We start from the raw sequence: 25,290 nt of genomic DNA, 5'->3' as shown, positions 1-25,290 counted from the left end.
GGGCAGTACGCGGGGGCGGCGATGGCTCAGCCCAGTTCCTTCAGCAGCTCCTTCACCCGCACGATGCGCATCGCCACGTCCGGGATGCTGCTTTCCACCCGCAGCTTGTCCTGGCCGGCCAGCTTGTAGTTACGCTTGGTCTGGATCAGCTGGATGATCTTCATCGGGTCGATGGGCGGGTTCTTGATGAAGGTCAGCTGCAGCGCCACCTCGCTGGCGTCCAGCTTCTGGATGCCGATCACCTTCGCCGCCAGCCGCAGGCGGTGGCTTTCGATCAGCGTCTTCACGCTTTGCGGCGGCAGGCCGAAGCGGTCGATCAGCTCCTCGTGGATGGTGTCGATCTCGTCGTCGGCGTCGCAGGTCGCGAGGCGCTTGTAGATGATCAGCCGCTCGTGCACGCCGGGGCAGTACTCGTCCGGCAGCAGCGCCGGGCTGTGCAGGTTGATCTCGGTGGTGACGCCCAGCGGCGCGTCCAGATCCGGCTCGCGGCCCTTTTTCAGGTCGCGCACCGCCTGCTTCAGCATCTCGGTAAACAGGCTGAAACCGACTTCCTGCATCTCGCCGGACTGGCCCTCGCCCAGCACCTCGCCGGCGCCGCGGATTTCCAGATCGTGCATCGCCAGATAGAAGCCGGCGCCCAGCTCTTCCGAGGCCTGGATCGCTTCCAGCCGTTTCTGCGCGTCGCGGGTCATGCCGTCGCCGGACAGCAGGTAGGCGTAGGCCTGGTGGTGGCTGCGGCCAACCCTGCCGCGCAGCTGGTGCAGCTGGGCGAGGCCGAACTTGTCGGCGCGGTTGATCAGGATGGTGTTGGCGTTGGGGATGTCGATGCCGGTCTCTATGATGGTGGAGCACAGCAGCACGTTGAAGCGCTGCTGCAGGAAATCGCGCATCACCTGTTCCAGCTCGCGCTCGCGCAGCTGGCCGTGGGCGACGGCGATGCGCGCCTCCGGCACCAGCTCGGCCAGCTTCTCGCGCATGTTCTCGATGGTGTCGACCTCGTTGTGCAGGAAGAACACCTGCCCGCCGCGCTTGAATTCGCGCAGCATCGCCTCGCGGATGATGCCGTTGCTGATCGGGCTGACGAAGGTCTTCACCGCCAGGCGGCGCGACGGCGCGGTGGTGATGGCGGAGAACTCGCGCAGCCCTTCCAGCGCCATCGACAGCGTGCGCGGAATCGGCGTCGCGGTCAGCGTCAGCACGTCGACGTTGGCGCGCAGCCGTTTCAGCTGCTCCTTCTGCCGCACGCCGAAGCGGTGCTCCTCGTCGATGATCACCAGCCCGAGGTTGTGGAAGCTGACATCCGGCTGCACCAGCTTGTGGGTGCCGATCACGATGTCGATGCTGCCGGCGGCCAACCCTTCCATCGCCTGCTTCACTTCCTTGGCGCTCTTGAAGCGCGACAGCTCGGCGATGCGCACCGGCCAGTCGGCAAAGCGGTCGGAGAAGTTCTGGAAGTGCTGCTCGGCCAGCAGGGTGGTGGGCACCAGCACCGCCACCTGCTTGCCGCCCATCACCGCGACGAAGGCGGCGCGCAGCGCGACCTCGGTCTTGCCGAAGCCGACGTCGCCGCATACCAGCCGGTCCATCGGCCGGCCGCTGGTCATGTCGCCGATCACCGCCTCGATCGCCGCGGCCTGGTCGATGGTTTCCTCGAAGCCGAAGCCGGCGGCGAAGGCGTCATAGTCGTGGTGGCTCAGCGTGAAGGCGTGGCCCTCTCGCGCGGCGCGCTGTGCGTACAGGTTGAGCAGCTCGGCGGCGGTGTCGCGTGCCTTCTCGGCGGCTTTTTTCTTGGCCTTTTCCCACGCCGGATTGCCCAGCCGGTGCAGCTGCACGTCGTCGCTGGCGCGGCCGGCGTAGCGGCTGATCAGCTGCAGCTGCGCCACCGGCACGTACAGGGTGGCGCCTTCGGCGTACTCCAGCTGCATCATCTCGGTCTGGCCGTCGCCGAGGTCGATCGACACCAGGCCCATGTAGCGGCCGATGCCGTGCGCCTCGTGCACCACCGGATCGCCGACCTTGACCTCAGCCAGATCGCGCAGCATGGCGTCGGAGCTGGCCGCGCTCTTGCGGCGCTTGCCGTGGCTGCGCGCGATGTGCTGGTACAGCTCGGCCTCGGTGACGATGGCGATGGCGGCGTGGTGCAGCTCGAAGCCGTTGAACAGCGGCGTGGCGGCCAGCGCCAGCGGCTGGCGGCCGTCGGCGAACTGCTGCCAGTTGTCCACCGGCTGCGGCTGGATGCCGTTGTCGCGCAGGAACTGGAACAGCGTCTCGCGGCGGCCGAGGCTCTCGGCGGCGATCAGCACCCGGCCGCCGTAGCGGCGCAGGAACAGGTCGAGCTTGGTCAGCGGGTTGTCGGCGCGGCGCTCGACGCCGAGATCGGGTAGCGGCAGGTAGTCACCCAGCGGCTCGCCGTCGTTGGCCAGCTCGATGCGCGGGTAGGGCTTCAGCGCCCCCATCAGCTCGTCCGGACGCAGGAACAGCTCACCCGGCGGCAGCACCGGCCGTTCCGGATTGCCGCCGGCCATGTTGTAGCGGCTCTGCGCGTCGCGCCAGAAGCCTTCCGCCTCGGCCAGCACGTCGCCGTGCACGATCACGTTGGCCGCCGTGCCGAGGTAGTCGAACAGCGTGGCGCTGTGCTCGAAGAACAGCGGCAGGTAGTACTCGATGCCGGCCGGCCACAGGTTGGCGGAGACATCCTTGTAGATGCGGCTCTTTGACGGGTCGCCTTCCATCTTCTCGCGGTAGTGCTGGCGGAAGGCGGTGACGCCGGCCTCGTCGGTGGGGTACTCGCGCGCCGGCAACAGGCGGATCTCCGGCACCGGGTACAGCGTGCGCTGGGTGTCCGGATCAAAGGTCTTCAGGCTGTCGATCTCGTCATCGAACAGGTCGATGCGGTAGGGCAGCGTGCTGCCCATCGGGAACAGGTCGATCAGGCCGCCGCGCAGCGAAAACTCGCCGGGAGCGACCACTTGCGATACGTGCTGGTAGCCGCCGGTGACCATGTCGGCGCGCAGCTTGTCCACGTCCAGCCGCTGCTTCTGCTTCAGCCAGAAGGTGCGCGACAGCAGGAAGCTGACCGGCGACAGGCGGGTGATGACGGTGGACACCGGCGCGATCACCACGTCGCACTCGCCATTGCGGATTTGCCACAGCGTGGCCAGCCGTTCCGACACCAGGTCGCTGTGCGGCGAAAAGTGGTCGTAGGGCAGCGTTTCCCAGTCCGGCAGCAGGGCGATGCGCAGCTCGGGGCGGAAGAACGGCAGCTCGGCCTGCAGCCGCTGCGCGTCCTGCGCGCTGGCGGTGAGGATCAAAACCGGCTGTCCCGGATGCGGCAGCGCAGCAATGAGCGCGCTGTCGGCACTGCCCGCCGGCCGTGCCAGCCGGGTTCTTTGCCCGCTGGCGGGCCACGATCGCAAAGAGGAGGTCATATCGCTATACATTCGCAAAGAGGCGGGTATTATAGCAACGCCACCGGGTTACATGGCCGCGCAAGACGGCCAGCCAATACCGATAAAGTCCGGGGCATTACCCGCGTACGTTTTCACTCAGGAAACACTGTTTTCCCGGCCCTTTGCCGGGCAGGCAGGCTATACGCCATCAGCTGATAAGGGTAGGGGAGCAGTGGAGAGACAGACTCGGAACGCCTTGCTGGCGTTCGCCGTTTTCGTGGCCGGCATTTATGCGTGGCCCGCGCAGTTGGCCGCACCGTTGTTGCCGGCGATGTTCCTGTCGCACGGGGCGCTGGCGTGGCGCGCCGGCAGTGCCGGCCTGCGCGCCGGCCTTGCCTGGTGCGCGCTGGGCGTCGTCGCCGCGTTGTGGCTGCTGCCGCCGTTGCCGGCACTGGTGTGGAGCACCACGCTGTGCCTGCCGTTGCTGGTGTTGCGCCAGGTGCTGCCGCCGCGCCATTTCCGTCTGTACAGCGCCTTCGGCATCGAGCGGCTGATGCTGCGCCTGTGCCTGCCGGCGCTCTTGATCGTGCTGCCGCTGGCATTGGCGTCAATGGCGCCTCCGCTGCAGTGGCTGGGCTGGTTTGCGCTGGCGTGGCTGTCGCTGCTGCTGTTCTGCGGCCTGCTGTTCACGCCGGCACCGAGCAGCGCGATGCAGCTGCGCACGCTGTGGCTGGGCGCGCTGATGGCCGGCGGTTTTGCGCTGTTGTGGCTGCCGTTTGGCCAGCCGCAACTGCTGTACAGCCTGATCCTGCTGCTGCCGCTGCTGGTGTTCGCCGCGCCGCGCTACGGCAGCGTCGGCCAGAGCGGGCTGCTGGCGCTGGGATTGCTGCTGCTGTCGCTGCCCTTGCGCCTGGGCGTGCCGGGCTGGGCGGTGCTGCACGACACCCAGGCGGCGCTGACCATGGCGCTGTGCGCCGGCCTGCTGTGCGGTGTGGCGGTGATGGGTGATCTCTACCGCCGCCGCGAACGCCTGCTGCGCGACGTGCGCGCGCAGTTCGAATCCCTGCTCAACCAGAGCACCAGCCTGATGACGCTGAAGGACACCAACGGCCGCTACCTGCTGGTGAACCTCAACTTTGCCCGCCTGTTCGGCCTGCCGGCCGAGCACTTCAAGGGCAAGACCTCGCGCGACGTGTTCGACGCCGACGAGGCGGCCCGCATCAACAGCCATGACCTGCAGGTGATGCACAGCCTGGAGTCGCGCCAGTTCGAGCAGCGCATCAGCAGCGGCGGCAAGCACTACCTGATGCTGTCCAGCGTGTTCCCGCTGTTCGACAGCGACGGCCTGCCGGCCGGCGTCGGCAGCATCTCGGTCGACATCAGCCAGCGCGAGGAAGAAGAACGCCAGCGCCACGAGGCGATGGAGAAATACCGCGCGGTGGTGGAGCAGTCGCTGATCGGCATCTACATCGTGCAGGGCGACACCCTGGTCTACGTCAATCCCAAGCTGTCCGACCTGGTCGGCTACGCAGCGGACGACTTGCTCGGCCGCTCGATCACCTCGGTGCTGGTGGCCGGCGAGGACGAGCGCATCCGCCAGCAGATCCGCCGCCGCATGCGCGAGAACATCCTGGTAATGCACTACACCACGCGCCTACTGCACCAGAGCGGCGACATCGTCGATGTCGAGATCCACAGCCGGCTGTTCGACTACCAGGGCAAGAAGGCGATCATCGGCGTGGTGATGGACATCTCTGAGCGCGTGGCTGCCAGCGCCGAGCTGAGGTTGGCCGCAACGGTATTCGACAACGCCACCGAAGGCATCCTGGTCACCGACGGTGACGGCGCGGTGGTGATGGTCAACCAGGCCTTTACCCGCATTACCGGCTTTGCTTCCGACGAGGCCATCGGCCGCACCTCGCGCATGCTGAAAACCGCCAACCGCGAGCGCAACAAGCCGCTGATCGACGCCCTCAACCAGCAGGGCTTCTGGAAGGGCGAGATGTTCGACCGCCGCAAGTGCGGCGAGCCGTACACCGCCGAGCTGTCGATCAGCGCGGTGCGCGACGGTCACGGCGCACTGTCGCACTACGTCGGCGTGTTCTCCGACATCACCGGCCGCAAGCAGGCGGAAGACCGGCTGCAGTTTCTCGCCAGCCACGACCCGCTGACGCGGCTGCCGAACCGCTCGGCGCTGATCGAGGCGCTGGACAGCGCCATCGCCAGCCCGGACGAGGCGCTGCCGACCATGGCGTTGATGTTCATCGACCTCGACCGTTTCAAGCTGATCAACGACTCCTTCGGCCACCAGGCCGGCGACGAGGTGCTGCACGAGATCGCGGGGCGGCTGCTGCAGGCGGCGGAGCGCTTCGGCATGGTGGCGCGCCTGGGCGGCGACGAGTTCACCCTGCTGGTACGCGATTTCGACAACCACGAGACGCTGGCGCGAATGGCGGAAGAGGTGCTGCACGCGCTGGCGCGGCCGATGCGGGTGGAAAGCCACGAGGTGTTCGTCAGCGGCAGCATCGGCATCAGCGTCTACCCCAACGACGGCGTCGACGCCGCCGCGCTGCTGAAGAACGCCGACGCCGCGATGTACCGTGCCAAGGAGGCCGGCAAGAACACCTACCAGTTCTTCGACGCGCAGATGAACGCGCAGACCTTCGAGCGGCTGCTGATGGAAAGCGGCCTGCGCCAGGCGCTGGAGCGCGGCGAGTTCGAGCTGCACTACCAGCCGCAGGTGGCCGGCGACGATCACCAGCTGGTCGGGGTCGAGGCGCTGATCCGCTGGCGCCATCCGCATCTGGGGCTGGTGTCGCCGGCACGCTTCATCCCGCTGGCGGAGGAGACCGGCCTGATCAAGCCGATCGGCGCCTGGGTGCTGCGCGAGGCCTGTCGCCAGATGATGGCGTGGGACGCGCAGGGGCTGGCCATTCCGCGGCTGGCGGTGAACCTGTCGGCGCGCCAGTTCGAACAGCAGAGTCTGCTGCACGACGTGGCCGAGGTGCTGGCCAACACCGGGCTGGAGCCGGCGCGACTGGATCTGGAGATCACCGAGAGCATGCTGATGCAGAACCCGCAGGAAGCGGTGCTGCTGCTGGGCGAGCTGAAGGCGCTGGGGGTGAAGCTGTCGATCGACGACTTCGGCACCGGCTACTCCTCGCTGTCCAACCTGAAGCGCTTCCCGCTGGACTACCTGAAGATTGACCGCTCCTTCATCGAGGGCCTACCCGGCGACGAGGACAGCGCCGCCATCACCGAGGCCATCATCGCCATGGCGCGCAAGCTGCACTACACCGTGATCGCCGAAGGCGTGGAAACCGCGGAGCAGGGCGCCTTCCTGCGTCTCAACGGCTGCGCCATCCTGCAGGGCTACTACTTCAGCAAGCCGCTGCCGGCGGCCAACCTTGCCAGCTGGCTGCTCAAGCACCAGCAGCGCTGCCAGGCCAGCCTGGCCTGAGCAGCGGCTCACAACCGGCGGCGCCTTCGTGATCCGGCGTTGGCACTGGTCAAAACATGCGTGTTGATCTCAACCGCCACGCACTTTTCTGACCGCTTCCGCCGGGTCCGGCCTTGGCTCGCGGGAGTGTGAACAGCTCCTGAGCACGGCTGTCATGCGTGGGCGAATAAAGCGCTACAATGCGCGCTTGATTTTTACTGGTGATGCCTCATGAGCAACAAGAAACTCATTCACGGCTTCCATGCCGTCAATGCCCGCCTGTGGCAAAACCCGAAAAGCGTACTGGAAATCTTTCTGGCCGGCGGCCGTCAGGACGTGCGCGCGCAGGCGGTGCTGGAGAAAGCCGCCGCCGAGGGCGTGAAGGCGCATATCGTCGACAAGGAGCGCCTGGACAGCATGACCGGCAAGGCGCGCCATCAGGGCGTGGTGGCGATGATCGACGCCAACCAGAACTTCGTCACCCTCGACGACGTGCTGGAAAACCTGTCCGAGCCGCCGCTGCTGCTGATCCTCGACGGCGTCACCGACCCGCACAATCTCGGTGCCTGCCTGCGCGTGGCCGACGCCATGGGCGCGCACGCGGTGATCGCGCCGAAGGACCGCTCCGCGACGCTGAACGCGACGGTATCCAAGGTAGCCTGCGGCGCCGCCGAGGTGGTGCCCTACATCACCGTCACCAACCTGGCGCGCACGCTGCGCGACCTGAAGGACGCCGGGGTGTGGATTGCCGGCACCGACATGGAGGGTAGCACCGACCTGTACCACTTCGACGGCAGCGGTCCGCTGGCGTGGGTGATGGGCGCCGAGGGCGAGGGCATGCGCCGCCTGACGCGCGAACACTGCGACGTGCTGGTGTCGATCCCGATGTTCGGCACTGTCGAGAGCCTGAACGTGTCGGTGTCCGCCGGCATGGTGCTGTCCGAAAGCCGCCGCCAGCGAGTGCTGAAGGCGTCGTAAGCCGTCGCCGCGAGCGACAAGGTTGGCCGCAACGTGCAAGCGTTGCGGCCTTTTTGTTGCCTTGCCTTGCACGACGACCAGCCGGGCGCCTGAACTTGTTGCCACCCGTTTGGTCATTGCTTATATACCTTATGGGGGTATAAGATAATGGTCATTGAACAGGAGCCAGTCATGAAGCGTCGCTTTTTCCTGCAGGCCGGCAGTGTGCTGGCCGGTCTGCCGTTTGTCAGTCGTGGCGCGTGGGCCGACAGCAGCGTGCCCGATCACGCCGCCATGGATCATGCGGCGATGGATCACGCGGCCATGGGCCACAGCATGGCGCCAGCCGCCGCCGCCAAGAGCGGCAGCGGCTTGGAGCTGCCGCGTGGCGAGCCGTTGCCGGCCTTGCAGCCGCTGGCCAACCAGGCCGTCGTCGCCGGACAGTTTTCCGGCCGTCTTGCCGCCGCGCCGGTATCGGTGGCCTTGTGGGGTGACCAGCGTCGTACCGGGTTCTGGGCTTACAACGGCAGCGTGCCCGGCCCGCTGCTGGAGCTGTGGGAGGGCGACGAGGTCGAGCTCGCCTTCGACAACCGGCTGCCGCAGCCGACCACCATCCACTGGCACGGCATGCCGGTGCCGCCGGAGCAGGACGGCAACCCGCACGATCCGGTGCCGCCCGGCGGCAGTCGCCGTTACCGTTTCCGCCTGCCGGACGACTGTGCCGGCAGCTACTGGTATCACCCGCATCCGCACGGCCATACCGCGGAACAGGCCTACCGCGGCCTGGCCGGCGCCGTCATCATCCGTAGCAAGCGCGACCCGCTGCGCCACCTGCCGGAAAAACACCTGCTGCTGTCCGACCTCAAGCTGGACGACAACGGCCAGATCACGGGCAACGACATGGCCGACCTGCACGACGGTCGCGAAGGCCAGTTCCTGCTGATCAACGGCGCGTGGCAGCCACAGATCGCGCTGGCCCGCGGCGAGCGCCAGCGCTGGCGCATCTGGAACGCCAGCAGCAGCCGCATCATCAAGCTGGCGCTGCCTGCGCACGAGCTGCAGCTGGTCGGCAGCGACGGCGGCCTGCTGGCCGCGCCGCGCGACATCGATAGCCTGCTGCTGTCGCCGGGCGAGCGTGCCGAAGTGGTGGTCACCGGTCGTTTTCACGCCGGCAAGCCGGCCGGCCTCATCAGCCAGCCCTATGTGCGCGGCAAGCGCATGCACGCGGAGCAGATGCAGGACGAAACGCTGGCCAGTGTCGTCGAGCACGGCATGCGGCCAACCCTGGTGCTGCCGGCCACGTTGCGCGACATCGCGCCGCTGGGCGCACCCGGCCACCGCCGCCGCATCGTGCTGTCGGAAAACATGGCCGACGTCCGCGCGCCGTTCCTGATCAACGGCCGCAGCTACGACATGAATCGCATCGATGGCACCGGCGAGGTTGGCCGCATCGAAGAGTGGGAAGTGGTGGCCGACGCGCACATGGACCATCCCTTCCACCTGCACGGCACCCAGTTTCAGGTCCTGGCGCGCAGCGTGGACGGCATCTGGGAAGACGAGCCCTTCCTCGCCTGGCGCGACGTGGTCAACGTGCCGGCCGGCGAGATGGTGCGGCTGCGCTTCGTGCAGGCGCTGCCCGGCCTGCGCATGTATCACTGCCACATCCTGGAGCATGAAGACCAGGGCATGATGGCGCAAATCGACTTTTTGCCGAGGTAAACCATGGACGACTCGCAACATGACTGCTGCAGCGACAAGCGGGTAGTGCAGCCGGACAAGGCGGCGCTGCTGAAACGGCTGGCGCGGCTGGAAGGGCAGGTGCGCGGCGTGGCCGGCATGATCGACGCCGACCGCTACTGCGTCGATGTGCTGACCCAGATCGCCGCCGCGCGCTCGGCGCTGGACGCGGTGGCGCAGCAGCTGCTGGAAAGCCACCTCAAGGGCTGCGTGGCCCGTGCGGTGAACGAAGGCAACAGCGACGAGGCCATCGCCGAGGTGATGGCCCTGTTCAAGAAAATGCGCTAACGCAACTTTTATATCCGGACTGGAGAACGAATATGATAAACCTGATTCTGACTGTCGACGGCATGACCTGCGGCGGCTGCGCCAACAGCATCAAGAAGGCACTGGCCGGTGTGCCCGGCGTGGCCGAGGTGGAGGTCGATCTCGCCAGCAAGCGCGTCAGCGTGCAGCACGACGACCAGGCCGACGAGGGCGCACTGCGCAACGCCATCGAAAACGCCGGTTTCGACGTGATCGGCTGAGCGCTTTGCCACAGACGGCACGGCAAAAGCACGCAATACGTGCCGCGACATTGCGGCACGGCGCATAAGTCCGTACAATCTTCAGCTTTTAACCCTTGCCCTTCGCTATTACGCATGACGAAGGGTTTTATAGCCACAAGGAGTTCACATGCGGCACTACGAAATCGTGTTCATCGTCCATCCGGATCAGAGCGAACAGGTTGGCGCAATGGTCGAGCGTTACAAGGGCATGGTCCTGAACGCTGGCGGTCAGATTCACCGTCTGGAAGACTGGGGCCGTCGTCAACTGGCTTACCCAATCCAGAAAGTTCACAAAGCTCACTACGTGCTGATGAACGTTGAATGCGCTACCGAGACTCTGGCTGAAATCGAACACGCCTTCAAGTTCAACGACGCCGTTCTGCGTCACCTGACCATCAAGATGAATCACGCTATCGTCGAAGCATCCCCGATGATGAAGGACGAAAAGGCAAAGAGCCTGCTGGAAAACCAGCCAGCTGCAGCCGAGGCTGAAGTTTCTGCCTAATTGGCGGTAACCGATTCCTTGCAGAACCGAATTGAACTGACCGCGACGGTCGAACGCGAAGACTCGCTGAGATGCACGCCCGCCGGCTTGCCGGTGCTGGAAATGTGGCTCAGACATCAATCCCGCCAAAGTGCGGCCAACCTTGAACGTGATGTGGTCTGTGAAATACAGGCTGTGCTGCTGGGGGAGGGTGCCAGAAAAATGGCAGGAAAGATGGCAGGAAATGTGGTGCATTGCACCGGTTTTCTCAGTCAGCGTAGTTTACGTAATCCCCGGTTGGTTCTGCATATCGAACACGTTGAATTTGTAAAAGGTTAATCAAATGGCACGTCAACTCTTCAAGCGCAAGAAGTTCTGCCGCTTCACCGCGGAAGGCATCAAAGTAATCGACTACAAGTCTGTCGATCTGCTGAAAGACTTCATCGCCGAAAACGGCAAAATCATCCCGGCTCGTATCACCGGCACCAAGGCTGGCTACCAGCGTCAACTGACAGAAGCTATCAAGCGCGCGCGCTTCCTGGCTTTCCTGCCATTCACTGACCAGCACTAAGACCGGGAAAGGACCGACAAGATGCAAATCATTCTGCTCGAACAAGTCGCCAACCTGGGTACCCTGGGTGACGTGGTAAACGTGAAGAACGGCTACGCCCGTAACTTCCTGATCCCACAAGGCAAAGCCAAGCGTGCAACTGAAGCCAACCTGAAAGAATTCGAAGCTCGCCGTGCCGAGCTGGAAGCCAAACAGGCTGAAATTCTGGCAGATGCCAAAGTCCGCGCTGAAAAACTGAACGAAGCTACTGTTACCATCGCGCAAAAAGCCGGTGTTGACGGTCGCCTGTTCGGCTCCGTAACCAACGTTGACATCGCTGAAGCCGTTACTGCTTCCGGCGTTGCCATCAAGCGTTTCGAAGTTCGTCTGCCAAACGGCCAGCTGAAGGCCATCGGCGAGTACGACGTCGAAATCGCTCTGCACCACGACGTTGTGGTTGCGATCAAGGTTGTGGTTGTTCCTGCCGTTTAAGCAAGACAGCACTGCCCGCAACAAAGAAAAGCCGCCCTCGGGCGGCTTTTTTCATGACCACCTGCCGGCGACGCCGTTTTATGTCGCATTGCACAACGTCAATGTCCTGTTCTCGAACGCCCGTTTGCCTCGCTTGGCGCATAATGCCAACAGATCAATGGAGGGCGCGATGATGGAACTGGTAATTGCTGCAGTATTGTTATTATTCTTTGTTTTTCCGCTGTTTGGTGGCGTGCTGGCCTTTGTCAGCGGCGCGATCCGGCCGCGTTTTCAGCACGGCAAGGTGCTGTCCGGCTGGCATCCGCTGAACCCGTACTACAAGCTGTCGCCGTATCACTTCGGCAAACGCTGAGCCGATCCCGTCCGCTGCAGAATGGCCCCGCCCGCGCGGGGCTTTTGTTTTGCGGCCAACCTTGGCCGCTGCCATGGCTGGCCGGCCTTGTCAGTCCCGTTCTACATCTCCCAGCCGGCGCGCCTCCACCTCGAACGGGTTGTCTAGGTACGGCCGCCTGCCGCGCAACCACAGCCACAGGCTGGCGGCGGGGTAGGCGAGCAGAAACAACACTCCCCAGCGCTGGTACTGGCGCACATGTACCTGCTCGTGCGCGCGCAGCCGCGCCAGCAGCAGCCGGTTCTGGCCGATGATCACGTGGCCGAAGGTGATGGCGGCGAACGGCAGCCGTCGCACTTTGTCATCTGGCCACAGCGCGATCTCCAGCGCGCCGTGCTGCCGGCTGGCACGGGCGCCGCACAACAGCAGCGGTAGCGCCAGCAGCAGCCCCAGCAGCGAGCAGGGCGCCGCCCACAGATAGGCGGCGAGACGACGCAGGCGCATGGCTACTTTACTGCCCGCGCCATCAGCAGGCTGTCGTGATAGCCGCCATGGCGCAGGCCGTCGCCGCGCAGCAGCGCCTCGGTCACGAAGCCGTGTTTTTCGTACAGCGCAATCGCCGGCACGTTGTCGCTGAACACTTTCAGCTGCAGCCGGCGGTAGGGCAGGTAGTCGGTGGCCTGCCGCAGCAGCGCCTGAAATAGCGCACTACCCACGCCCTGACCGTGCTGCGCCGGGTGCACGATGATGCCCAGCTCGGCAATGTGCGCCAGCCGCGGGTTGTCGCTGGGTTGCCAGATGGCGGCATTGCCGACGATGCTGCCATCCTCCGTTTCCGCCACCAGGCCGAGGTCGCCGCCGTCCAGGCGCTGCCGCCAGCTGCGCTCGTCAGGATAGGGCAGTTGCAGGGTATTGCTCTGGGTGCTGTCGTGTGCCATCAGCGCTGCCACGCCGGCTGCGTCGTCCAGCTCGCTGTGGCGCAGGCTGAATGCCTGGCGCGGCGTGTCCTGCCGCGGCGCCGGCCGGGTGGCGGGTTCGGCGGGCTTGGTGCTGGCCGCATGCTCTCCGGGGCGAAAGCGCAGCCGCGCCATCAGTACCGCATCCTCGTACAAGCCTTCACGCAGATTGAAGCCGCGTGCCACGCCCTCGTGCGCAAAGCCGTAGCGTTCATACAGTGCGATGGCGCGATGGTTGTCGTGCACCGCGTCCAGCTCGATGCGCTTCAGATCCAGCCAGTTGTCGGCGTAGTCCAGCAGCGCGGACAGCAGCGCGCCGCCGACGCCCTTGCCCTGCCAGTCGTCGCGTACCATCAGGAACAGCAGCGCTGTATGCCGGCGCCGTGGCGGGATGGTCAGATGCAGGCCGCTGCAGGCCACCAGTTCACCATCCGGCGTGCAGGCCACCAGCGCGTGGATGTGGGGCGGAAAGTTGTCCAGCAATTGCTGCACGCTGGCCAGCGACTGGAACGGCTGCTGCAGGGTATTGCGCACTACGCCGGGGCTGGTGCGCAGGCGGTGCAGGGCGGTGGCGTCGGTCGGGGCGAGGCGGCGGATGTGGTAGTGCATGGGCGGCTTTCGCTGTTACCGGGCGCGACAGCGGTTGGCCGCACCCCAAGACAGCCACCATGGCATGAGGATGGGCGCGGTGACAACTGCCCGTGCGGCCAACGTTGTGGCCGCAAGTGGGGCGTGGCTACGGCTTAGCGCAGCGGCTGCGCCGCGCTATCCACCAGCACCATCAGGTGCTGGTAGGGGATGCCGCTGTGGCTGGACAGGCCGATCTCGCAGGTGGCGCTGGTGGAGAAGCCGCCGCAGCAGCCGGAAACCTGTTGTTTCAGCCCGCTCAGCGCGCTCTCGTTCAGCTCCGGGTGCGAAAAACCCTTGTCGCCGGCAAAGCCGCAGCAGGTGATGCCGGCCGGCTCGATCACCGTCTTGGCGCAGCGGCGTGCCAGCGCGTTGAGGGTGGCGGACTGGCCTTTCTTGCGCATCGAGCACACCACGTGCAGCGCCACGGTCTCGTCCTGCGGGCTGAACTGCAGGTACTGCGCCGCTTCCTCTTGTACAAACGTCGTCACATCCACAATGCGCAGCCGCGGGTCCTGCACGCCGTCCAGCAGCGCCGCAGTGCACACGCCGTTGTCGATCAGCACCGGCCAGCGACCATTGTCGCTGGCGGCCAGCAGCGCGGCCTCCACTTCGTTGATTTTCTTCTGCGCCGCCTCGGTGGCACCTTTGGACTTGAACGGCGTGCCGCAGCACAGATTGGCCAGGTTGTCCGGGTACAGCAGCTGATAGCCGGCCTTGTTTAGCACCGAGGCCACCACTTCGTTCAGCGGCCGCGCATCCGGCGCCTTGGCGGACGGCACGAAGGTGCGGGTCAGGCAGGACGGCAGGTACACCACCTTGCGTGCGCTGCCGGCCTGGCCGCTGGTCAGCTGCAGCTTGCCGGCGGCGCGCGGGAAGTACGGCGTCCAGCGCGGAATCTTGCGGCCAACCACCTTGCGCAGGCCGCGCATGATGGCGCCGGTGGCGGCATCGCCGGCCACCGCGTGCAGGGTGTCCAGCGCCTTCAGCCCCAGCTTGGCGCCGCTGGCGGCGGTGGCGAAGTTGTCGGCCAGGGTGTTGGCGGTGGCCCAGCCGATGTCGGAGAGCTGCGCCTCGCGAATCAGGCTGGTCAGGCTGCCGGTGTTGATGCCCACCGGGCAGGCGGTTTCGCACAGGCCGCAGGTGGTACAGGTTTCATCGCCGGCGTACTGGTAGGCGGCCTGGATCTCGGCCAGCCGCTCGCTGTCGCCCTGTTTTTCCAGCAGCGCCATCTCGCGGTTGGCGACGATGCGCTGGCGCGGGGTGAGGGTGATGGCGCGGCTGGGGCACATCACCTCGCAGAAGCCGCACTCGATGCACTTGTCGATCAGCGGATTGGTCGCCGGGATCGGCTTCAGGTCGCGGATATGTAGCTGTTTGTCACGGGTGATGATCACGTCCGGGTTGAGGATGCCCTGCGGGTCGAACAGCGCCTTGATCTCCTGCATCAGGCGATAGGCGGCCGGGCCCCATTCCATTTCCACGAACGGCGCCATATTGCGGCCGGTGCCATGCTCGGCCTTCAGCGCACCTTCGTACTCCACCGCCACCAGCTGGCACACCGCGTCGATAAACGCCTCATAACGGGCGATTTCCTCCGCGCCGCTGAAGTTGGGGGTAAACACGAAGTGCAGGTTGCCTTCCAGCGCGTGGCCGAAAATGATCGCCTCGTCGTAGTGGAACTGCTTGAACAGCGCCTGCAGCTTCAGCGTGCCCTCGGCCAGATGCTCGATCGGGAAGGCCACGTCCTCAATGATTACTGTGGTTTCCGCCGCGCGCATGGCGCCGACGCTGGGGAACATGCCCTTGCGGATGTTCCAGTACTGGGTGTACTCGGCCACGTCGCTGGTGAAGCGGATGCCGGTTGCGGTGGCGATGTGCTGGATAAAGCCGCTGATGGCCGCCACGTTGGCCGCAATCGCCTCCGGGCTGGCGCCACGGGTTTCCATCAGGATGGCGGCGGCGTCCGGCCCCAGCGTCTTGATGAAGTCCGGCACCCCGGCCTTGTTCTCCACCGATTTCAGGCTGGCGCGGTCCAGCAGCTCGGCCGACGACACCACGTCCTTGTGCTGCGCCAGGATGGCAATCGCGTCGCAGGCGGCCTTGATGCTGTCGTAGAACACCAGCGCCGACGCCTTGTGCGGGTGCTCCACCACGCTGTGGTAGGTGACCTCGGACACGAACGCCAGCGTGCCTTCGCTGCCCACCAGCAGGTGCGTCAGCATCTCCAGTGGGTCGGCAAAATCCAGCAGTGCGTTCAGGCTGTAGCCGGTGGTGTTCTTCATCTTGTACTTGCGGCGGATCTTGGCGGCCAGATCGGCATCGTCCAGCACGCGCTGGCGCAGCGCGGCCAACTGTGCCAGTAGGCCGGCGTGGCTGACGCGGAACGCCGCCACGCTGGCGGCGTCACCGCTGTCCAGCAGCGTGCCGTCGGCCAACAGCAGGCGCAGCGATTTCAGCGTCTGGTAGCTGTTCTCGGCGGTGCCGCAGCACATGCCGCTGGAGTTGTTGTTGACGATGCCGCCGATCATGGCGGAATTGATGGTGGCCGGATCGGGGCCGATCTTGCGGCCGTACGGCAGCAGCGCGGCATTGGCCTCGGCACCGATCACCCCCGGTTGCAGGCGGATGGCGGCGCCGTCATCCAGCACCTGCAGGCCTTTCCAGCCGTGGCTGGCCACCACCAGGATCGAATCGCTCACCGCCTGGCCGGACAGCGAGGTGCCGGCGGCGCGGAAGGTGACCGGCAGCTGCAGGCTGGCGGCCTCGCGCAGGATGGCGCGCACCTCGTCCTCGTGCTCAGTCTTGATGACGATCTTGGGCGTCAGCCGGTAACAGGAGGCATCGGTGCCGTAGGCCAGCGTCGACAGCGGGTCGCTGAACACCCGGCGCGCGGGCAGCACTTCCAGGATGCGTTGATGGAATTCGCGATAGGCACCTTGCAGCATGAGACTCTCCGTGTGGCCGCGGCCGGCCTGTTCTGTTCTGGTCAGCCCCGATGTTGCCACAACACAAACGCTTTCCCATCAGGGGTTTGCCCTTGTTTATGGCAAGCGGTTAAGCTGTTTGCAGCCATGGAGGACAAATCATGCTGATCGACAAGGAACGGGCCACCCTGTTGGTGGTGGACATCCAGGAAAAACTGCTGCCGGCGGTGCTGGATGCCGAAGGGATGCTGGCGCGCTGCCGCTGGCTGATTGCGGCGGCGCACGACGTCGGGCTGCCGGTGGTGTTTTCCGAGCAGTATCCGCAGGGACTGGGGCATACCTCGCCGTTGCTGCTGGCTGCGGCACCGGGTGCGACGGTGGTGAGCAAGCTGCACTTTTCGTGCGTCGCCAGCCAGTGCCTGCCGCCGGACTTGCTGCAGCGGCCGCAGGTGGTGGTGTGCGGCATGGAGACCCATGTCTGCGTGCTGCAGACGGTGCTGGACTTGTTGGCGCACGGCAAGCAGGTGTTCGTGGTGGTGGATGCGGTGTCCAGCCGCAGCCAGATTGATCGCGACGTCGGCCTGCAGCGCATGCGCGATGCCGGCGCGGTGCTGGTGACGCGCGAGATGGTGTTGTTCGAGGCGCTGAAGGTGTCCGGCACCGAGCTGTTCCGCCAGATGAGCAAGCGTTACCTGGTGGGCGCGCAGCCGTCCTGAGGGAGCGCCGCCGGCCGATGCGCCGTCGGCCCCAAAAAGGAAAAGGTTGGCCGCAATCGCTTGCGGCCAACCTTGCCTTGTTGAGATGACGGCTGAGCCGTTCTGGTTCTCCCTCTATCTAACCCTGCACGTCGTCGTGCCGACGCCGTGTGACTATCCGGAAAAGAAGCCCCGAATTGGCGCATTGCACCAATTCGGGTGGCTTAGCTGCACCACTATTGTGCAAAAAAGCTTCGTCAACCGAGCGTTTGGTCGATCGGACCACGCGGTAAACGAAGAACAACACCTGTCGCTCCGTGGAGCAGGGTAGTACTTAGCAAGGGGTGTGCCAGCTCAGGGGGCTTGTATCCGGCTGTTATCGCTGATGCCGGTCCGGTGCGATGACCGCCTGTGAAAAACGGCCCTGACAGGTGCTTTCCTGCCGGGCCGTTTACCAGGCTGATGTCGCGCAACACCTGTTCCGATGGGCCGTCCGGATCCGCCGCGGCTGCCGCCGGCAGGCAGCGACGTGTCAGGCCGGCGCTGCAGCAGAACCGGGCGACGGCGCTAGCTGGCGCGGAAGGCGATATGGTAGATGTGGCCGTCCTGGTGCAGGTCCAGCAGCCAGTCCGGGCTGCCGGTGACGCAGGCCGGCAGCGTGACGCGCGCCTGCCAGTGATCGCCATCATCGACGAAGCGGTAGCGGTTGAAGCCCATGTCCATGTCGCGCATCGAGAACTCCGCCGTCGGCGCCTCGCCGCCTTGCTTGCTCAGCGTCAGCGTGAACGGGCTGCGCTGGCGCGGGCCGTCGACAAAGCGCAGCACGCTGCCGTCCGGCAGCGGGCAGCCCTGCTGCAGCTTGCTGCAGCTGACGCTGGTGACGGCCGGCGCCGCCGGCTGGCGCTGCTGCAGATACCAGCTGATCAGCGCCACCTTGAGCGCGGCGAATACCAGCAGTGCCAGCGCGATGAACTGCCATTGCCTGCGGCTGAGCGCCTTCATCGCCACGCTCCCCGCATCAGCGCGATGCCGTGTGCGCCGTGCTGGCGGGCGTGCGCCAGATCCGCCGCCTGCAGGCCGCCGATGGCGAATACCGGCAGCGGGATCTCGTCCTGCAGCAGTCGGGCAAAGCCGTCCCAGCCCAGTGCCGCTTGCTGCGGGTGGCTGGCGGTAGGCTGCACGTGGCCGAGCAGCGCGTAGTCGAGGCCGAGTGCGGCGGCGCGTGCCAGTTCCGCGCTGCTGTGGGCGGAGGCGCCGACCCAGGCCAGGTGCGGCGGCCGTTCGTCCAGTGCGGCCAACCTTTGGCTGTTCAGGTGCAGGCCGTCCACCGGCCAGCCCTTGATCCACGCCGGATCGGTGTTGACCAGCAGCTTGCCGCCTCTGGGGTGGACGATGTCGGCCACTTCGGCGACAAAGTCGGCCAGCTGTTCGCGGCTCTTTTGCGGCTCGCGCACCATGACCCAGCCCGGATTGTCGCGTTGCGCCAGGACTTCCAGCGTGTGGTCGCGGCCGCACTCGCTGACACAGCTGATCTGCAGCACGTCCGGCAGTTGCAATGAGCGCAGCACCGGGTCGTTGGCCGGCAGCATCGGCGTGACGCTGTGATGGCCCGGCGTCTGCCAGGCAAAGGACTGCCCCTCGTGCGGCTGCGGTGTGCCTTGCCACGCCCAGATGCGGAAGAAGCGCAGGTGCACCGAGGCGTGCTCGTAGTGGTGGGTGCGTGTCAGCCACGGCGTGGCGTGGCGGACCTCGATACCCATTTCCTCGCGGAATTCGCGCACCAGTGCGGCCAGCGGCGTTTCGCCGGGCTCGACCTTGCCGCCGGGGAATTCCCAGTAGCCGGCGTAGGGTTTGCCGGCCGGCCGGCTGCCGAGCATGAAGCTGCCGTCGGCGTGCATCAGCGCACCGGCGACAACGGAAATGACAGGTTTGGATTCAGACATGATCGGGATCCCGGATGAGGTATTGCAATGGGGAAGGGCAGCATGCAAAACGCCGCCGCTGACAGGCAGCGGCGGCGTCGCGGGCTAGCCGGATCATTTGGCGCCTTTGACGTGCTGCTCCAGCTCGTTGAACGACGGGCGTTCGGTGGAGTACAGCACCTTGCGGCCGAATTCGATCGCGCTTTGCGGCGCATAGCCTTGCAGGCTGGCCAGCAGCGTGGTCTTGATGCACTGGAATTCCTTGGTGCTGTCCTCGACCTTCTGTTCCAGCAGCGAGCCCAGCGGCGACACCACGCCGTAGGCCAGCAGAATGCCGAGGAAGGTACCGACCAGCGCACTGCCGATCATTCCACCGAGAATGGCTGGCGGCTGGCCGACCGAGCCCATGGTGTTGACCACGCCCAGCACCGCCGCCACGATACCGAAGGCCGGCAGCGCATCGCCCAGCTTGGTCACCGCCGAGGCCGGCATCGCCGCCTCGTGGTGGTGGGTCTCGATCTCGTTGTCCATCAGGTTCTCGATCTCGAAGGCGTTGAGGTTGCCGGACACCATGATGCGCAGGTAATCGGTCAGGAATTCGATCACGTGGTGGTCGTTGGCGATATTCGGATACTTGCTGAACAGCGGGCTGTCGTGCGGGTGTTCGACGTCGTTCTCGATCGCCATCAGGCCCTCCTTGCGGATCTTGACCATGATCTCGTACAGCAGCGACAGCAGCTCCATGTAGCGCGCCTTGGTGTACTTGGAGCCCTTGAACGCGCCCGGCAGCGCGGCCTTGACCGCTTTCAACGTCTTGCCCTGGTTGCTGACCACGAAGGCGCCGATGGCGCCGCCCAGAATCGCCAGCATCTCGGTAGGCAGCGCCTTGATGATGACCGTCATGTTCCCGCCGTGCACGATGTAGGCGCCGAAGATACAGCCCAGCGTGATCACATAACCAACGATGACATTCATAAGCAAGACTTCCTGAAATGGGGCGGTGAGGATGGTTGTTCGGCTGCGCACTGGCGCAGGGTGTCGGGCGGCGGCAGAACGCAGGCCCGCCGGTACCGGATCGCTGACATGATATTGCATCGCGGCAAGCGCCGTGCATTTTTACCGCGCGGCGCCCGAATTGCGTTGCATATGCCGCGCTGCCCGGACTCAAGACTAGGGAACGGCCCGGCAATCGGCAAGAGGCTCACTCGGCGCGGCGCTCCTTGCTGCTGCGTCCGGCCCAGTCGCAGGCAAACTGGTATGCTACCCGGCCGGAGCGGCTGCCTCGCAGCTGGCTCCACTGCAGGGCGGCGCGTTCGCTGTGCTTGCCGTGCTTGAGGCCGAAGTGCGCCAGCCAGCCGGCCACGGCGGCGAGATAGGCGTCCTGGTCGAACGGGTAGAACGACAACCACAGCCCGAAACGGTCGGACAGCGACACTTTTTCCTCGGTGGTTTCACCGGGGTGGATCTCGCCGTCCTTGAGCCAGCCTTCGCGGTTCTCGCTGGCCTTTTCCGGCATCAGGTGGCGGCGGTTGGAGGTGGCGTACACCAAAAGGTTGGCCGCACGGTGGCTGAGGCCGCCGTCCAGCGCCGATTTCAGCGCCTTGTAGCTGTCTTCGCCTTCCTCGAACGACAGGTCGTCGCAGAACAGGATGAAGCGTTCCGGTCTTGCCGCGACGGCATCGACGATCTGCGCGAGGTCAGGCAGCTGCGCCTTGTCGACCTCGATCACGCGCAGGCCCTGCGCCGCGTACTGCCCCAGCAGCGCCTTGATCAGCGACGACTTGCCGGTGCCCCGTGCGCCGGTGAGCAGCACGTTGTTGGCGGGGCGACCGGCGAGGAACTGCTCGGTGTTGCGCAGCAGCCGCTGCTTCTGGCGTTCGATATGGATCAGCTCCTCCAGCGCCACGCTGTGCGGCTGGTGGATGGCCTCCAGCCAGGCGCTGGCACCGAGGCGGCGCCAGCGGAACGCCGGCGCGCTCCAGTCGGTGGCCGGTACGGCCGGTGGCAGCAGTGGCTCCAGCCGTGCCAGCATCGCTTCGGCGCGGGTGAGAAAGGCTTCGAGTCGGTCCATCGGGGGCCCTTGATTCAGTCGGTCAGGGTTTTGCGCAGCACTTCGATCCGCAGGTCGGCGCGCAGCGGCGTGCCGGCGTTGGCGTCGTGCGGGAAGGGCTGGTACTCACCGGTCTGGTGGTAGCCGCGGCGCAGATAGTAGGCCAGCAGCTCCGGCCGTGCCGACAGCACCGTCATGTGGCAGTAGCTGGCCTGGAAGTGCTGCCGCGCGAACTGTTCGGCGTGGGCCAGCATCTGCTTGCCCAGCCCGCTGGCCTGGAGTGCCGGGTCCACCGCCAGCATGCCGATATAGCAGCCGTCGCCGTCCGCCATCACGTTGACGCAGGCACACAGCCGCGTCTGCTGCAGCCCCAGCAGGATGTGGGAGTTGTGTTGCGCCAGCGTGAGCCGCACTTGTCCGGCATCGATCCGCGCGCCGGCGACCAGCTCGCTTTCATGCGTCCAGCCGGCCGCACCGGCTGGCGGGCGGTAGGCACGGTTGACGAGATCGGCGATGGCATCGGCATCGTCGCTGGTGGCGGTACGGAAAGTGTCGATCGGCATGCTGGCTCCGGGTCGTGTCAGTCGCGCAGGGTGATTACCGGCCAGCCGTGGGCTTCGGCGTGCGCCTTCAGGGTGTCGTCGGCATCGACCGCCACCGGGTTGCTGACGATGGACAACAGTGGCAGGTCGTTGCGCGAGTCGCTGTAGAAGAACACCTTGTCGTAGCTGTCCAACGTTTCGCCGCGTGCGGCCAACCATTCGTTGAGACGGGTGATCTTGCCGGCCTGGAAGCTGGGGGTGCCGCTCGGCTTGCCAGTGAAGTTGCCGTTGCCGTCTTCTTCCAGCTCCACCGCGATCAGGTGTTCCACACCCAGTTCGCGGGCGATGGGGCCGGTGATGAAGCGGTTGGTGGCGGTGATGATCATTACCTCGTCGCCCTGGGCAAAGTGCGCCGCCAGCAGCGCACGCGCCTTTTGCGGGATGATGGGCTTGATGTGCTCTTCCATGTACTCGGCGTGCAGGGTGTCCAGCTCGCTGCGCGAGAAGCGGGTCAGCGGCGCCAGCTGGAAGTCGAGGAATTCGTAGATGTCCAGCGTGCCGGCTTTGTACTGCTCGTAGAAGTAGTCGTTCTGCCGCGCGTGGTGCTCGGCGTCGAGGATGCCGCGTTTGATCAGGAATTTCGGCCATTCGCTGTCGGAGTCGCCAATGATCAGGGTGTTGTCCAGGTCAAACAGGGCAAGATTCATAGTGCTTCAGCTTTCGGTGGGGGCGGTTTGTAACACGTTCTTGACCAGCGGCACCGTGATCGGGCGGCGCATGGCCAGCGAGTAGCGGTCGAGCATGTCCAGCATACCGATCAGGCTGGACAGGTCGCGGCGCCAGTGGGTGAGCAGGTAGCGGAACACGTCGTCGCCGATGGCCAGCTGGCGTTCGGCGGCGTGGTGGCGCAGCGCCGCCAGCTTGTCGTCGTCGGACAGCGCCTTGACTTCGAACACCAGGCCCCAGCCGAGGCGGGTGCGCAGGTCGTCGCGCACCGGTGCCTGCATCGGCGGCTGGTGCCCGGCCATCAGCAGGCGGCCTTCGCCGCTTTGCTTCAGCGAGTTGTAGATCGAGAACAGCATGATCTGGTCGTCCGGCGCCAGTTCGTCGACATGGTCGACGGCGATGAAGCTGGCCTCGCGGGCGAAGTCGGGCAGCTGTTCGTGCTTGGCATCGAGGTAGATCGAGGCGCGGCCGAGCAGTTCGGCGTGGGCGATCCACGCCTGCAGCAGGTGGGTCTTGCCGCAGCCGGGTTCGCCCCACAGGTAGACGAAGCGCTCCCCGCCTTCCGCGGTCAGCGCGGCGATGATTTCGCTGTTGCGCTGGGCAAGAAAGTTGTCAAACCCGGGCAGGGGCGTGGGGCTGAGGTCGAGGACGAGCTGATCCAACATGCGGCAAGGTTCTAAATAGAGTCAGGAATCGATTTTACGCTGATAAAAGCCGCTGTTGAAATAACGCTGCACCAGATAACGCGCCAGCACCACGCTGATGGCCGCCAGCGGCAGTGCCAGCAGCACGCCGACGAAGCCCATCAGCTCGCCGAACGCCATCAGCGCGAAGATCACCGTCACCGGCGACAGGCCGATGCGTTCGCCCACCAGGTAGGGCGTGATCAGGAAGCTTTCCAGCGTCTGGCCGACCACGAACACGCTCCACACCAGCACGAGGCCGTTGAAGCCGTTGTACTGCAGGACGGCGGCCAGCGTCGCCAGCAGCAGGCCAAGAAAGGCGCCGACGTAGGGGATGAACACCAGCAGGCCGGCGATGATGCCGATGGCAAGGCCGGACTCCAGCCCCACCAGCGCCAGGCCGCCGCCGTAGATGATGGCCATCAGCAGCATCACCGACAGCTGGCCGCGCAGGAACTGGCCCAGCACTTCGTCCAGCTCGCGGGCGATGCGGCCAACCGCCGGCGCCCAGCGCCGCGGCACCAGCGTGCCGACGCGCACCACCATCTGGTCCCAGTCGTGCAGGAAGTAGAACAGCAGTACCGGCAGCAGGCTGAGGTTGGCCAGCATGCTCAGCAGCAGCGCGCCGCCGTAACCCAGCTGCGGCGCCAGCTTGGCCAGCAACTGGCGCAGGTTGCCGGTGTTGCTGCTCAGCGCGTTGCGCCAGCTTTGCGTGTCCAGGCTCAGCTTGGTGCCGAGCAGCTGGTTCAGCCACGGCAGCGCCTGCTGTTGGATGAAATCCACCACCGCCGGCAGCCTTTCCACCAGTGCATGGCCCTGGCTGACCAGCATCGGGATCACGATCAGCAGTAGCGCGAGGATGGCGAAAAATCCGGCAAACATCACGCAAACAAGCGACAAGATGCGTGATAAACCGTGTTTTTGCAGGTAATCGACGGCCGGGTCGAGGATGTAGGCGAGCACGACGGCGGTGACAAACGGGGTCAGCACCGCGGACAGCCGGTCAAGCAGCCATACCGCGCCGGCGAGGGTGATAGTGACAATCAACCACGGAAGATAGTTTGTGCGGGAGCGTTCCATCAGCTTTTCAGTTAAAATACAGGCGCTTCGGGCCAAGAGCCCGTTTGCCGCAGCAGGAAAACGATCACGTTAGCAGAAAGCGAGTAGACCTTGAATACCACGTCCCTCAGTTACCGCGATGCCGGTGTCGATATTGATGCCGGTGACGCGCTCGTCGAAAACATCAAGCCGTTTGCCAAACGCACCATGCGTCCCGAAGTCCTCGGTGGCCTCGGCGGTTTCGGCGCACTGGTGGAAATCTCCAAGAAATACAAGGAGCCGGTGCTGGTTTCCGGCACGGACGGTGTCGGTACCAAGTTGAAGCTGGCCTTCGACTGGAACCAGCATGATACCGTCGGCATCGACCTGGTGGCCATGAGTGTCAACGACATTCTGGTACAGGGCGCCGAGCCGTTGTTCTTCTTGGACTACTTTGCCTGCGGCAAGCTGGATGTGCCGCAAGCCACCGATGTGATCAAGGGTATTGCCCAGGGTTGCGAACAAGCGGGCTGCGCACTGATCGGCGGTGAAACCGCCGAAATGCCGGGCATGTACCCGGTGGGTGAATACGACCTCGCCGGCTTTGCCGTCGGCGTGGTGGAAAAGAGCAAGGTCATCACCGGTCGCGACATCAAGCCGGGCGACGTTGTACTCGGCCTGAAATCCAACGGCGTGCACTCCAACGGCTACAGCCTGGTACGCAAGATCATCGATCGCGCGCAGCCGGATTTGGACGCCGAGTTCGACGGCGGCAAGACCCTGCGTCAGGCCGTCATCGCGCCGACCCGCATCTACGTCAAGCCGCTCTTGGCGCTGATGGAGAAGCTGACCGTGAAGGGCATGGCGCACATCACCGGTGGCGGTATCACCGAAAACACCCCGCGCGTGCTGCCGGAAAACACCGTGGCGCAGATCGACGCGGGCAGCTGGGAACTGCCTAAGCTGTTCCAGTGGTTGCAGGCGGAAGGCAATGTCGATGCCCAGGAAATGTATCGCACCTTCAACTGCGGTATCGGCATGGTGGTGATCGTGGACGCGGCCGATGCCGACGCCGCGGCCGCCTTCCTGACCGAGCAGGGTGAAACCGTATCGCGCATCGGGGTGATCCGTGCGCGTAACGGTGACGAGCATCAGACCCAGGTTGCCTGAGCGCCTGAACTGATGTGACCGGCGCCG

Annotated in this window: 24 protein-coding genes; 12 read left to right on the top strand and 12 right to left on the bottom strand. The window is 65.3% G+C overall.

The window, feature by feature from the left end:
* Nucleotides 1–26 precede the first annotated feature (26 nt).
* A complete protein-coding gene (gene mfd, locus PQU89_RS05840; protein ID WP_272765038.1) occupies nt 27–3,428 on the bottom strand; it encodes a transcription-repair coupling factor in 3,402 nt (1,133 codons plus the stop codon).
* 238 nt (nt 3,429–3,666) lie between these two features.
* Between mfd and PQU89_RS05835 the strand changes: the two genes are divergently transcribed.
* The 10 genes from PQU89_RS05835 to PQU89_RS05790 all read left to right on the top strand — a co-directional run bounded on the left by PQU89_RS05835 (nt 3,667) and on the right by PQU89_RS05790 (nt 11,948).
* The gene (locus PQU89_RS05835; protein WP_272765037.1) at nt 3,667–6,849 is read left to right on the top strand and encodes a sensor domain-containing protein; all 3,183 of its coding nucleotides are present in this window, start codon (nt 3,667–3,669) and stop codon (nt 6,847–6,849) included.
* Between the two features lie 210 nt (nt 6,850–7,059).
* Entirely contained in the window at nt 7,060–7,806 is a 747-nt protein-coding gene (gene rlmB, locus PQU89_RS05830) for a 23S rRNA (guanosine(2251)-2'-O)-methyltransferase RlmB (protein ID WP_047967355.1), read from the top strand.
* Between the two features lie 171 nt (nt 7,807–7,977).
* Nucleotides 7,978–9,504, top strand: a complete 1,527-nt coding sequence (locus tag PQU89_RS05825) for a multicopper oxidase family protein (RefSeq protein WP_272765036.1) — start codon at nt 7,978–7,980, stop codon at nt 9,502–9,504.
* A 3-nt stretch (nt 9,505–9,507) separates the two neighbouring features.
* A complete protein-coding gene (locus tag PQU89_RS05820) occupies nt 9,508–9,810 on the top strand; it encodes a metal-sensitive transcriptional regulator (RefSeq protein ID WP_272756938.1) in 303 nt (100 codons plus the stop codon).
* Nucleotides 9,811–9,842: 32 nt separating this feature from the next.
* The gene (locus PQU89_RS05815) at nt 9,843–10,049 is read left to right on the top strand and encodes a heavy-metal-associated domain-containing protein (RefSeq protein ID WP_272765035.1); all 207 of its coding nucleotides are present in this window, start codon (nt 9,843–9,845) and stop codon (nt 10,047–10,049) included.
* A 148-nt stretch (nt 10,050–10,197) separates the two neighbouring features.
* Nucleotides 10,198–10,575 (top strand): 30S ribosomal protein S6, encoded by a 378-nt coding sequence (gene rpsF, locus PQU89_RS05810; protein WP_272765034.1) that lies wholly within the window; start codon nt 10,198–10,200, stop codon nt 10,573–10,575.
* Nucleotides 10,576–10,893, top strand: a complete 318-nt coding sequence (priB, locus tag PQU89_RS05805; protein WP_272765033.1) for a primosomal replication protein N — start codon at nt 10,576–10,578, stop codon at nt 10,891–10,893.
* A 4-nt stretch (nt 10,894–10,897) separates the two neighbouring features.
* Complete coding sequence (rpsR, locus tag PQU89_RS05800) at nt 10,898–11,125, top strand: 30S ribosomal protein S18 (RefSeq protein ID WP_047967360.1); 228 nt, start codon at nt 10,898–10,900, stop codon at nt 11,123–11,125.
* A 21-nt stretch (nt 11,126–11,146) separates the two neighbouring features.
* On the top strand, nt 11,147–11,596 hold the full coding sequence (gene rplI, locus PQU89_RS05795; RefSeq protein WP_047967361.1) for a 50S ribosomal protein L9: 450 nt from the start codon (nt 11,147–11,149) through the stop codon (nt 11,594–11,596).
* Nucleotides 11,580–11,948 (top strand): hypothetical protein, encoded by a 369-nt coding sequence (locus tag PQU89_RS05790; RefSeq protein ID WP_272765032.1) that lies wholly within the window; start codon nt 11,580–11,582, stop codon nt 11,946–11,948. Before rplI ends, PQU89_RS05790 begins: the two co-directional genes overlap by 17 nt.
* 90 nt (nt 11,949–12,038) lie before the next feature.
* Here PQU89_RS05790 and PQU89_RS05785 read toward each other — a convergent pair whose 3' ends face one another.
* The 3 genes from PQU89_RS05785 to PQU89_RS05775 form a co-directional block, all read right to left on the bottom strand.
* Nucleotides 12,039–12,431 (bottom strand): hypothetical protein, encoded by a 393-nt coding sequence (locus PQU89_RS05785; protein ID WP_272765031.1) that lies wholly within the window; start codon nt 12,429–12,431, stop codon nt 12,039–12,041.
* A gap of 2 nt (nt 12,432–12,433) precedes the next feature.
* Nucleotides 12,434–13,492 carry a GNAT family N-acetyltransferase gene (locus tag PQU89_RS05780; protein ID WP_272765030.1) on the bottom strand — a complete coding sequence of 353 codons (1,059 nt, stop codon included), beginning with the start codon at nt 13,490–13,492 and terminating at the stop codon, nt 12,434–12,436.
* 134 nt (nt 13,493–13,626) lie between these two features.
* Nucleotides 13,627–16,458, bottom strand: coding sequence for an FAD-binding and (Fe-S)-binding domain-containing protein (locus PQU89_RS05775; protein WP_272765029.1), 2,832 nt, complete (start codon nt 16,456–16,458; stop codon nt 13,627–13,629).
* Nucleotides 16,459–16,598: 140 nt separating this feature from the next.
* On the opposite strand from PQU89_RS05775, the gene PQU89_RS05770 reads away from it, so the two are divergent.
* The gene (locus PQU89_RS05770) at nt 16,599–17,153 is read left to right on the top strand and encodes a hydrolase (protein WP_272765028.1); all 555 of its coding nucleotides are present in this window, start codon (nt 16,599–16,601) and stop codon (nt 17,151–17,153) included.
* A gap of 546 nt (nt 17,154–17,699) precedes the next feature.
* Here PQU89_RS05770 and PQU89_RS05765 read toward each other — a convergent pair.
* The 8 genes from PQU89_RS05765 to PQU89_RS05730 form a co-directional block, all read right to left on the bottom strand.
* Nucleotides 17,700–18,134 (bottom strand): hypothetical protein, encoded by a 435-nt coding sequence (locus tag PQU89_RS05765; protein ID WP_272765027.1) that lies wholly within the window; start codon nt 18,132–18,134, stop codon nt 17,700–17,702.
* On the bottom strand, nt 18,131–19,075 hold the full coding sequence (locus tag PQU89_RS05760) for a Nudix family hydrolase (RefSeq protein ID WP_272765026.1): 945 nt from the start codon (nt 19,073–19,075) through the stop codon (nt 18,131–18,133). The genes PQU89_RS05765 and PQU89_RS05760 overlap by 4 nt, the downstream gene beginning before the upstream one ends.
* A 93-nt stretch (nt 19,076–19,168) precedes the next feature.
* A complete protein-coding gene (motA, locus tag PQU89_RS05755; protein WP_272765025.1) occupies nt 19,169–20,029 on the bottom strand; it encodes a flagellar motor stator protein MotA in 861 nt (286 codons plus the stop codon).
* A 226-nt stretch (nt 20,030–20,255) separates the two neighbouring features.
* A complete protein-coding gene (locus tag PQU89_RS05750; RefSeq protein ID WP_272765024.1) occupies nt 20,256–21,125 on the bottom strand; it encodes an ATP-binding protein in 870 nt (289 codons plus the stop codon).
* Nucleotides 21,126–21,139: 14 nt separating this feature from the next.
* Entirely contained in the window at nt 21,140–21,667 is a 528-nt protein-coding gene (locus PQU89_RS05745; protein WP_272765023.1) for a GNAT family N-acetyltransferase, read from the bottom strand.
* A gap of 17 nt (nt 21,668–21,684) precedes the next feature.
* Nucleotides 21,685–22,353, bottom strand: coding sequence for a histidinol-phosphatase (locus PQU89_RS05740; protein ID WP_272765022.1), 669 nt, complete (start codon nt 22,351–22,353; stop codon nt 21,685–21,687).
* A 6-nt stretch (nt 22,354–22,359) separates the two neighbouring features.
* Nucleotides 22,360–23,037 (bottom strand): DnaA regulatory inactivator Hda, encoded by a 678-nt coding sequence (gene hda / locus PQU89_RS05735; RefSeq protein WP_189372719.1) that lies wholly within the window; start codon nt 23,035–23,037, stop codon nt 22,360–22,362.
* A 21-nt stretch (nt 23,038–23,058) separates the two neighbouring features.
* On the bottom strand, nt 23,059–24,138 hold the full coding sequence (locus PQU89_RS05730) for an AI-2E family transporter (RefSeq protein ID WP_373322798.1): 1,080 nt from the start codon (nt 24,136–24,138) through the stop codon (nt 23,059–23,061).
* Nucleotides 24,139–24,225: 87 nt separating this feature from the next.
* On the opposite strand from PQU89_RS05730, the gene purM reads away from it, so the two are divergent.
* Nucleotides 24,226–25,263: a phosphoribosylformylglycinamidine cyclo-ligase gene (gene purM, locus PQU89_RS05725; protein WP_272765020.1), complete on the top strand. Its 1,038-nt coding sequence runs from the start codon at nt 24,226–24,228 to the stop codon at nt 25,261–25,263.
* Nucleotides 25,264–25,290: the final 27 nt, after the last annotated feature.

The organism is Vogesella indigofera, from assembly GCF_028548395.1.
GTDB lineage: Bacteria > Pseudomonadota > Gammaproteobacteria > Burkholderiales > Chromobacteriaceae > Vogesella > Vogesella indigofera_A.
The sequence above is the reverse complement of the archived record's forward strand: the minus strand, read 5'-3'. Positions and strand labels throughout refer to the sequence as shown.

Bases quoted from the DNA above. Each gene is read 5' to 3' on its own strand.
- mfd (WP_272765038.1), bottom strand. From the start codon at position 3,428: ATGACCTCCTCTTTGCGATCGTGGCCCGCCAGCGGGCAAAGAACCCGG.
- rlmB (WP_047967355.1), top strand. From the start codon at position 7,060: ATGAGCAACAAGAAACTCATTCACGGCTTCCATGCCGTCAATGCCCGC.
- PQU89_RS05825 (WP_272765036.1), top strand. From the start codon at position 7,978: ATGAAGCGTCGCTTTTTCCTGCAGGCCGGCAGTGTGCTGGCCGGTCTG.
- PQU89_RS05820 (WP_272756938.1), top strand. From the start codon at position 9,508: ATGGACGACTCGCAACATGACTGCTGCAGCGACAAGCGGGTAGTGCAG.
- PQU89_RS05815 (WP_272765035.1), top strand. From the start codon at position 9,843: ATGATAAACCTGATTCTGACTGTCGACGGCATGACCTGCGGCGGCTGC.
- rpsF (WP_272765034.1), top strand. From the start codon at position 10,198: ATGCGGCACTACGAAATCGTGTTCATCGTCCATCCGGATCAGAGCGAA.
- rpsR (WP_047967360.1), top strand. From the start codon at position 10,898: ATGGCACGTCAACTCTTCAAGCGCAAGAAGTTCTGCCGCTTCACCGCG.
- rplI (WP_047967361.1), top strand. From the start codon at position 11,147: ATGCAAATCATTCTGCTCGAACAAGTCGCCAACCTGGGTACCCTGGGT.
- PQU89_RS05785 (WP_272765031.1), bottom strand. From the start codon at position 12,431: ATGCGCCTGCGTCGTCTCGCCGCCTATCTGTGGGCGGCGCCCTGCTCG.
- PQU89_RS05780 (WP_272765030.1), bottom strand. From the start codon at position 13,492: ATGCACTACCACATCCGCCGCCTCGCCCCGACCGACGCCACCGCCCTG.
- PQU89_RS05775 (WP_272765029.1), bottom strand. From the start codon at position 16,458: ATGCTGCAAGGTGCCTATCGCGAATTCCATCAACGCATCCTGGAAGTG.
- PQU89_RS05770 (WP_272765028.1), top strand. From the start codon at position 16,599: ATGCTGATCGACAAGGAACGGGCCACCCTGTTGGTGGTGGACATCCAG.
- PQU89_RS05765 (WP_272765027.1), bottom strand. From the start codon at position 18,134: ATGAAGGCGCTCAGCCGCAGGCAATGGCAGTTCATCGCGCTGGCACTG.
- PQU89_RS05760 (WP_272765026.1), bottom strand. From the start codon at position 19,075: ATGTCTGAATCCAAACCTGTCATTTCCGTTGTCGCCGGTGCGCTGATG.
- motA (WP_272765025.1), bottom strand. From the start codon at position 20,029: ATGAATGTCATCGTTGGTTATGTGATCACGCTGGGCTGTATCTTCGGC.
- PQU89_RS05750 (WP_272765024.1), bottom strand. From the start codon at position 21,125: ATGGACCGACTCGAAGCCTTTCTCACCCGCGCCGAAGCGATGCTGGCA.
- PQU89_RS05745 (WP_272765023.1), bottom strand. From the start codon at position 21,667: ATGCCGATCGACACTTTCCGTACCGCCACCAGCGACGATGCCGATGCC.
- PQU89_RS05740 (WP_272765022.1), bottom strand. From the start codon at position 22,353: ATGAATCTTGCCCTGTTTGACCTGGACAACACCCTGATCATTGGCGAC.
- hda (WP_189372719.1), bottom strand. From the start codon at position 23,037: ATGTTGGATCAGCTCGTCCTCGACCTCAGCCCCACGCCCCTGCCCGGG.